Source organism: Bacillus sp. P4_D3 (genome assembly GCF_056401855.1).
The window spans coordinates 1-3,989 of sequence record NZ_JBFUIN010000291.1; the positions used below are offsets into that span (position 1 = coordinate 1).

A 3,989-nucleotide genomic window follows, 5' to 3' on the forward strand; every position below is an offset into this window, starting at 1 on the left:
CCCGAATAGTGGTACATGAAAAAAACACCTCTTGAATTCGCATACTAAGTATGTCGATTCAACGGAGGTGTTTTTCATTTGAAGGGAGAGTACATTACCAGGAAGAATCAAAGTGGAAAGTGATTGATTTGATATTGAAAGGCCCCCAACATTGTAGACATATCTAAAATGTTGGGAGCCGATTTGTTTTCTAGTTAATCACTTATTAAAAGTAAAGCTGTTAACTTTCCTTACAAATTTTCTTCAAAAAGTTTCGGTAAAAATTTGCTGAACTGACTTATTTCTTCCACATTGTGTTTATATAAACCACTTAGATTAATAAATGGTGGTAATCCTTTCGGGAAAATGAATGTAGAAGTCATTACTGTACCGTTCTCAGATTTTTGGTATTGATGTATTACTTGTGAAATTACATCGTCATTATCATCTAAACATGAACCCATTAAAATATGGCTGTAATGGGTATTTATAGGGCAATTTTTAGGGTCTTCCCATCGAATCCTTAGCGGAAATTCTAGTCCATCCCCCGCAGATTCGATGGAAGCTGATATGGCTCCTACGTGTCCATGTACTTTAGGGTCAACTAACCACTTAAAATCAACATGTTCTTCTGGGTGCCATAGTTTATATCGTTCAGGGGTATCAATATTATCCCACCACCAGTCAATCATTTCTGGTGTTACGTCATTCAATTCATGTTCAACTACTAGTGATACTTGGTTTTTCATTTCTATACCTCCTATTTTTTAATCAACATAGTGTTGATTGTTTATAGTTAGTATTATAGTATGGGTATCTTAAGGGTTCAATAAACAGAAATAGTTGATCTGTTGCATTCTGAACATTATATAAAAATATGTCTAAAAAAATTTAGGAGGGAAACAATTGGAAAAATCATACACTGATTTACGTATAGCTCGTACTAAAGAAGCAATACGTGCTGCACTAACTGAATTAATAAATGAAAAAGGGTTTGATTCCATTACAGTTAAGGATATTACAGCTAGAGCCAATATTAATCGAGGGACATTTTACTTACATTATCGTGATAAATATGACCTATTGGAAAAATGTGAAAAAGAAATTATGCGTGATATTGTCGAAATTGAAAAGCAAGGCATTTCTACCGAACTTGTAAATCTTGAAGATATTTTACTACCTTTCCCCTTTGTGATTTCAGTATTTGAGTATGTAGATAAACATGGAGAATTTATGAATGCTGTGTTAGGTCCTAAAGGTGATATATCTTTTCAAATAAAATTAAAAGACTTCATGTGGGAAAACTTGTTTAAAAAAAACATAAAGCAACTTATAAAAAGAGAAAATTTACTAGTCCCAGATGAATACTTATCCCATTATATCGCTTCGGCACATTTAGGAGTAATACAGCGATGGCTCCAAAGAGGCAGGAAAGAATCTCCTAAAGAAATGGCTCGTATCCTATCAACGATTACAGTCAATGGTCCTTACTTTGCAGCTGGTTTGAAGAGGTAATATATGGTCAACTCATTAGCATTTTACTCTGTTCATCGACGATGTTTAAAATGCGTCAGTTACTCTTATATAAGAAAAAGAAAGAGTCAAGTGAGTACAAATCCATTTATATGATAAAGAATTATTATCTATTGTTTTACCATGGATTAAAAAAGGACATCCAAGAATTATTAAAAGTTTTTCTGCGTTTATTTTATTTTTTAGAGAAAAACGGATGGAAATCTCACCGTTACGAAAAGAAAACAGTCTTTGATATCCTTGGTGTTATGTATGATTGTACGTTGTCACAGAGTTTCAAAGTTGCATAATATTTTTCAAAACACCTATTTGATAGGTTTATTTGTTATGCACATTTTTAGTGTAGTGGTAGAAATTTTTAAATAATACACTTACATATACCCTCTTGGTACCCTTAGCTTGATGGCGATGGGGTCTTGCCAACATTTCGAAAAGTTTCTATGCTAAGCGAATTTCGGCTATGATTTTGCTATTTTTGTGTATGTTAAGCCCTTCCCAAAAACCATATTAGTCCAGATTATTGAAAATTTGTTTTTGGGAATGAGTYTCGGATCTGAAAAGTAGCTTTTCTAGATCCAGCACCAAAAACGAACGTTAGCGGAACATCCCTTTTGTATCAATAGTTGAAACTTTAGCGTACGTTTTTCCCGAAATGTTGTCTGTACGCCTATATAAAGATCGTATAACATAGCCCATCCTCCAACAAACCGTTGACATACAATAAAATATGAATATAACAAAGATATTCATATTTATGGATCCTAATTCCATTCTAATTTTGGTTCGTTTATTTAATCTTATTATTTTTTTATTATCTCCTTGAAAAGTAAAGATATTGGACGTCTTCACTTTTTTGCAAAGAAAAACTCCTTCACTGATTTGAAGTGAACCCGAATAGTGGTACATGAAAAAAACACCTCCTGAATTGGCATACTAAGTATGTAAATTCAACGGAGGTGTTTTTCATTTGAAGGGAAGAGTATATTACCCAGAAGAAGTAAAGTGGAAAATGATTGAGATGAAAAAGGATGGCTATTCAAATCGTACCATTATGGAAATACTCGGAATTAAAAATGTTTCCCAAATTAAGACATGGATGAAATGGTATCGTGCAGATCAAAATTATCGTATTCAACAACTTGTAGGAAAACAATATCCTTTTGGAAATGGGCCAAAAGAGTTAAGTGAATTGGAACAGATGGTTTAGGTGCTTTGATATGTGTCCCGATTTCGGGGTTCACTTCAAAGTGGTGTGTTTTATTTTTTACCTTACAAAAATGTAAGGTAAATGTAAGGTAAATCGAATGAACTGATTTTAGAAAAATGAGAATATTAAGTGGAGAAATCGTTCRTAATTCTTATGTATCTTAATTTATGTTTGAAAAATTTAAAAATTCTTAAGAATTTTTATGAGAAAAATATAAGAAATATATGGGAAATTAATACTATACAAAAGGGATGGAGTGAAAGAGATGTCAACAAATGTAGTTACTGTAGAAAGTGTAGAAAAAACGTATGGGAAAAGAAATGAGAATCAGTCAAAAGCATTAAGGGGTGTTTCATTAAGTATTAAAGAAGGAGAGTTTGTAGGGATTATGGGTCCTTCTGGATCTGGTAAAACGACATTACTAAATGTGATTAGTACACTTGATCAAGCGACAGGTGGTAGTGTAACAATAGCTGGCACAAATATTACTTCTATGAAGGGGAATGCATTATCAGATTTTCGTTCTCAAAAATTAGGATTTATTTTTCAAGACTTTAATCTACTAGAAAATTTATCAATTTATGAAAATATCGCTTTACCACTTTCCCTGCAAGGCGTACCGTCAAGTGAGATTACTGGAAAAGTAAATGAAGTAGCAAAGAAATTAGGGATTACTGAAATTTTAACAAAATATCCGACTGCTGTTTCTGGTGGACAAAAACAAAGAACAGCGGCAGCACGAGCTTTAGTACATAATCCGGCAATCGTATTAGCAGATGAACCGACAGGAGCACTTGATAGTAAAAATGCAAAAAGTTTATTAGAAGCGATGCAAGATTTACATGAAAATCACAATGTCAGTATTTTGATGGTAACACACGATGCATTTAGTGCGAGTTACTGTGAGCGTATTTTATTTATTCAAGATGGTCTACTTTATAAAGAGTTAAATCGTCAAGGAACACGAGAAAATTTCTATCAAGACATTTTAGGTGTGCTTGCCCAAATGGGCTCAGCAACTGAGTCGAGGTAAGGGGGCGAGACTATGTTATTCAAATTATCACGTCATAGTATGAAAAAAATGTTAAAGGATTATATGGTTTTACTTATTGGTCTAGTCATTAGTATTAGTATTTTTTACATGTTCCAAACGATGGCGATGAATAGTGAATTTACAAAAGATAATAGTCTCATTAGTAGTATTAGGCTCGTCTTCTGGGTTGGTGCAATATTGCTCTCATTCATTACAGTTTTTTACATCATTTATGCC

Annotated in this window: 2 protein-coding genes and 5 pseudogenes; 6 read left to right on the plus strand and 1 reads right to left on the minus strand. The window is 33.1% G+C overall.

Annotated elements, in window-relative coordinates; all coding sequences use genetic code 11:
* Nucleotides 1-230: 230 nt before the first annotated feature.
* Nucleotides 231-728: a DAPG hydrolase family protein gene (locus AC1DTM_RS19565; RefSeq protein ID WP_088099050.1), complete on the minus strand. Its 498-nt coding sequence runs from the start codon at nucleotides 726-728 to the stop codon at nucleotides 231-233.
* A gap of 157 nt (nucleotides 729-885) precedes the next feature.
* Here AC1DTM_RS19565 and AC1DTM_RS19570 point away from each other — a divergent pair.
* The 6 genes and pseudogenes from AC1DTM_RS19570 to AC1DTM_RS19595 form a co-directional block, all read left to right on the plus strand.
* Nucleotides 886-1,093 (plus strand): annotated as a pseudogene (locus AC1DTM_RS19570) (TetR/AcrR family transcriptional regulator); the annotation flags it as partial.
* A 59-nt stretch (nucleotides 1,094-1,152) separates the two neighbouring features.
* A pseudogene (locus tag AC1DTM_RS19575) lies at nucleotides 1,153-1,494 on the plus strand (TetR-like C-terminal domain-containing protein); the annotation flags it as partial.
* Nucleotides 1,494-1,802: pseudogene (locus AC1DTM_RS19580) on the plus strand (IS4 family transposase); the annotation flags it as partial. The pseudogenes AC1DTM_RS19575 and AC1DTM_RS19580, both read left to right, overlap by 1 nt.
* Before the next feature lie 677 nt (nucleotides 1,803-2,479).
* Nucleotides 2,480-2,713: pseudogene (locus AC1DTM_RS19585) on the plus strand (IS3-like element ISBt2 family transposase); the annotation flags it as partial.
* 262 nt (nucleotides 2,714-2,975) lie between these two features.
* Nucleotides 2,976-3,752 (plus strand): ABC transporter ATP-binding protein, encoded by a 777-nt coding sequence (locus AC1DTM_RS19590; protein ID WP_088099053.1) that lies wholly within the window; start codon nucleotides 2,976-2,978, stop codon nucleotides 3,750-3,752.
* A gap of 12 nt (nucleotides 3,753-3,764) precedes the next feature.
* Nucleotides 3,765-3,989, plus strand: a pseudogene (locus AC1DTM_RS19595) (ABC transporter permease); the annotation flags it as partial.